3 protein-coding genes are annotated in these 3,865 nt (G+C 66.7%); 1 reads left to right on the top strand and 2 read right to left on the bottom strand.

The window, feature by feature from the left end; all coding sequences use genetic code 11:
* Nucleotides 1-256 precede the first annotated feature (256 nt).
* Complete coding sequence (locus tag ACFWSK_RS37435) at nucleotides 257-565, top strand: hypothetical protein (protein WP_383796569.1); 309 nt, start codon at nucleotides 257-259, stop codon at nucleotides 563-565.
* Between the two features lie 246 nt (nucleotides 566-811).
* Here ACFWSK_RS37435 and ACFWSK_RS37430 read toward each other — a convergent pair whose 3' ends face one another.
* Nucleotides 812-2,608 carry a tyrosine-type recombinase/integrase gene (locus ACFWSK_RS37430; RefSeq protein ID WP_383796567.1) on the bottom strand — a complete coding sequence of 599 codons (1,797 nt, stop codon included), beginning with the start codon at nucleotides 2,606-2,608 and terminating at the stop codon, nucleotides 812-814.
* 32 nt (nucleotides 2,609-2,640) lie between these two features.
* A complete protein-coding gene (locus ACFWSK_RS37425; RefSeq protein WP_383796564.1) occupies nucleotides 2,641-3,663 on the bottom strand; it encodes a tyrosine-type recombinase/integrase in 1,023 nt (340 codons plus the stop codon).
* Between the last annotated feature and the right edge of the window lie 202 nt (nucleotides 3,664-3,865).

Below are 3,865 nucleotides of genomic sequence, written 5' to 3'. Positions count from 1 at the left end.
GTCCAGCGTTCGGCTTCCACCCGGCGGCGTGAGAGGCCCAGCACCTGGGCGACGGCGGCCCTAAGGTTGTCGTAGCGGACCTTCCCGGTCGGCACTCCTCTAATATGCGGGTCTCGATGTCAAGCCATCACCGGTGTTGATGTCGGTCGGTACTGAAGAACCGCAAGATTCATTTCAGTGCCCAGGTCACAGTGCTACCGAGCGAAACGTTCGGCGCAGACCTGCATGGGCATGCCAGAACAATGGATGGAATCGTATGACCACGCCTGCACCAGATAAGGCCATCGCTCGATTCGTCGCCGACCGGCTCGCCGAGCGTGGCGAGCCCACCCCCGCCGTTGACCCCCTCGTGGCCGCCGCATACCACGTCCTCGCCCTCCATGGCGACCTGCTCCACTACCGCGACCACGGCATCCTGAGCGAGCGTGATGCCGCTTGGATCGACGGCCTCTCGCTGGCCGTGGGCCTGCTTGCCGCCCGCTGGAAGGATCACAACGACTATCACCCCGACTGGGCGCCGGCCGTCACCGACTCCCACGACCTCCTGGAAGGCGGCCCCCGATGATCGGATGGTCCGGCCCCCAGCCTCAACACCCTTGCCCCGTTGAAAGACTTCGCGCCCGACGACTCGCACGGCTTGCAGGGGGAACATGCGTTGCGCCATGGTGACGCGACAGGCTTCGACGCCGTCGTCTACTGAAATGTTCCACGCGCGAGATGTGGCTCATGCCACCACGCGAAGGATTTTCAGTGCCCAGGTCAGAGAACCGCCTGCTGAACTCGGTGATGCGGCCCCGCAGTTGCTGATTCGTCAGGAAGCATCTCCGTCCAGACGGCTGAGGAGTCCATCGAAGATATGTTCTCGGGCGACCTGCCCCTTGGCCACTGCATCGTCCCGCTGGCGTTCGAGGGTGGGGCGGAACTCGATCGTGGTGACGAAGAACGTGCACGACTCGCAGATCGACTCGAAGTGGCAGTCCATCTCGACAGGGCGAGCGCAGTAGCCGTTGCCGAGCATCCGACGGTGCATTTCCCGGCGGAGCTTGGCCATCTCGGAGCCCTCGGCGTCGGCCGGCAGCTGAGGCGGAGCGTCGTAGAGGGCCTCGACCTTCTCCGAGATGGCGAAGTACTCGTCCGCGACGGTCCGGTCCGCGATCCGCGCGTAAACACGTGTCATAGACAGAGATCGGTGACCGAGAAGTGCCGCGATGGCCTCCAGGGACATGCCCCGGTTGATGGCCTGGGTGGCCAGAGTGTGTCTGAGCTGGTGCGGGGTGACCCGACCGAGACCGGCGCTCTCGGCGGCCCTGCGGACGGCGGCTTCGATGCGGGAGGCGTTGACCGCGCGACCGTGATCGGTGAACAGCAGGTTCGAACGCAGGCCCTCGGGCCGGTGCAGTAGCCAGTCGTCCAGCAGCGTCTTCAGCTGAGGGTGCAGGGGGACGTATCGGTCGGTGTGCATCTTGCCGACCGGAACGCGGAGCCAATAGGCGGATCCGATCTGGACGACTGCGTCGATGGTGAGTCCGAGCATCTCGCCGCGGCGCATACCGGTGCGGGCCAGGATCTCTATGGCCAGCCGGACGAACGGATCGGGATCGCGTCGGGCGGCGGCAAGTAGCTTGGCAGCTGCGGCGTCGTCGAGGAAGCGTGGCAGCGGCTCGTCCGCAATCGGGAAGTCGCTGTCGAACACCAGCTGGCGGGGCGGCCGGTCGACGGCGTCCCACTCGTCGAGGCGGCGGAAGAATCCTCGGAGCTTGCTCAGCCGGTCGCGGACGGTGTGCCGGTGTAGTGGTCCGCCGCGGGCGGCTGGTCGCTCCAGCAGCCACTGTCGGTAGCGTTCGACGTGCCGCCGCTTGAGCTCGGCGACACACGTCACGGTCGTGTCCTCGGCGGCCACCATCAGGGCGAACTCCCGCAGCGTCAGCTCGGCGTTCTTCACGGTGCCCGGCCGTAGCGTCCCCGCGATCTGCTCGAGGTAGTGCTGCATCGTGGACGCCATTGTGGGTGCAACGCGTGACCACTCGGCGGCGCGGATGTCGGCTCGATCCGGGTGACGTCGGCGCGGGAGCTCGTCGGACAACTCGCAGTGGAAGAGCGTTGCCTCGAGGTTGAACAGAGAGGTCGACAGGGCCTTGACCCCGCGATTGGGAATGCGTCGGGCTGCCTCCAGCAGCAGATCGCGGCCCTGGTCCCAGTCGCTCTGATGCAGCTCGTGCGGCTGTTTGCCGAAGAGAGCCACGAAGTGGCCCAGCAGATTGAACTGGGACATGGCCAGGTAGTCGCGGAAGCCGAGTGTCCGGGCTGTTTCCATGAACCGCAAATGCAGTTCCGGCTCCGTCCTGGCCAGCACGATGCCCAGTCGTGGGCGCCGGGCGACCAGGTAGTCGGCTCCGGGCTGCAGGCGTCCGGTGACTGAGAGCCAGCTCATGAATCGGTGCGTCTCATGGTTGAACGCGAGTTGACGCTCGAGCGGAAGGCGGCAGAAGTCCTCCAGATCGGGCACTGCGGCGAGCAGGGCGCGAGCACCCCAGCGGACCTTGTGGTCGGTGTTCATGCCCTGCGCGGCCCGGTGAGCGAGGTAGAACTCGACCAGGTCGGGACGCACGATCGGCAATGCTGCGGCTCGGGCCCGGCGCATCAGACGTCCGCCGTGTCGGCATCGATGGCGGCGCTCGCCTCGAGGTACTGCTCGGCGAGCCAGCTGTTCGCGAGGTGGATGTAGAGCCGGGTGGATTCGATGGAGCGGTGTCCGGCCTGGGCCTGTACCGCTTCCAGGGCCATGCCCGCCTCCCGTAGCCGGGTCAGGCACGTATGACGGAGCTGGTGGCAGGTCAGCCTCGGCAGTCCGCTCCGCTTCCGGACGCCGTCGAGGATCTCGTCCAGACCGTCCGAGGAGAGCGTCCGACCGCGGGTCGGCCCGCGCAGCACCACGAAAAGCCGGTCGTGCTCGACTGCAGGACGCTCCTGGTCCAAGTAGTCGCCGACCACGGCGAAGAACTGTGCGGAGATCGGTATCAGGCGCTGGTGCCCGCCCTTGCCCTCACTGATGAAGACCCGACGCTCGCCCGGCGACAGGTCGCCCAGCCGCAGGCCGAGCACCTCGCAGCGGCGCAGTCCGCCCAGCAGCATTGCCAGAACCATGGCTCGGTCCCGCCTGGTATTCAGTGCACCAAGCACCTCTTCGACCTCGCGTGGCCCGAGGACGCGAGGAAGGGTGCGGGGCGTGCGCAACAGCGGCGTCCCTCGATTGCCGCTCCGGCGGCGATTGGCCAGCCCCGTCGGCACCGGGTTGCGGTCGACGGCGAGGTCATCGCGGGTCATCAAGTAGCCGAACAGGCCGGAGACACTGGCGAGCCGCCGCTTGATGGTCCGTGCCGAGAGACCCGCTTCACCGTCCTCGAGCCGGACGACCTTCGTCCCCCGCCTTGGTTTCTTCTGCGCGGTGATGAACGCGAAGATGTCCGCGGTGACGACCTCGGTCGGCTCCTTGGAGACCACCGAGAAGAAGACCTTCAGGTCGTAGGCGGCGGCCAGCAGCGTGTTCGGCCGGCAACGCGCCGCCACGAACTGCAGGTAGTCGTCGACCAGGGCGTGCCCCAGTGATGCCGCAGGGTTTCCGGCGGCATCGATGCGTCGTACCAATTCTGGCTGCCAGGCCATCCGTGCTCCTCGACGGGAGCGACCATCCTGGCCGGGAACACGAGATCGCGGAAGAGTTGTCACCCACATAACCGCCCAGCACGTTGAGAGCGTGGACGTGGCCCTCGAAGAACGCCTCCTGCCCCGCCGAGGCGAAGATGCGGTGGACGGCCTTGCCCGAGTACGACAACCGGAACGCGAACAAGTAGCAGGTCACCAGCTC

It is taken from the genome of Streptomyces sp. NPDC058620 (genome assembly GCF_042717135.1).
Taxonomy (GTDB): Bacteria; Actinomycetota; Actinomycetes; order Streptomycetales; family Streptomycetaceae; genus Streptomyces.
The sequence above is the reverse complement of the archived record's forward strand: the minus strand, read 5'-3'. Positions and strand labels throughout refer to the sequence as shown.

Coding starts and splice junctions, on each gene's coding strand:
- ACFWSK_RS37425 (WP_383796564.1), bottom strand. CDS start 3,663: ATGGCCTGGCAGCCAGAATTGGTACGACGCATCGATGCCGCCGGAAAC.
- ACFWSK_RS37435 (WP_383796569.1), top strand. CDS start 257: ATGACCACGCCTGCACCAGATAAGGCCATCGCTCGATTCGTCGCCGAC.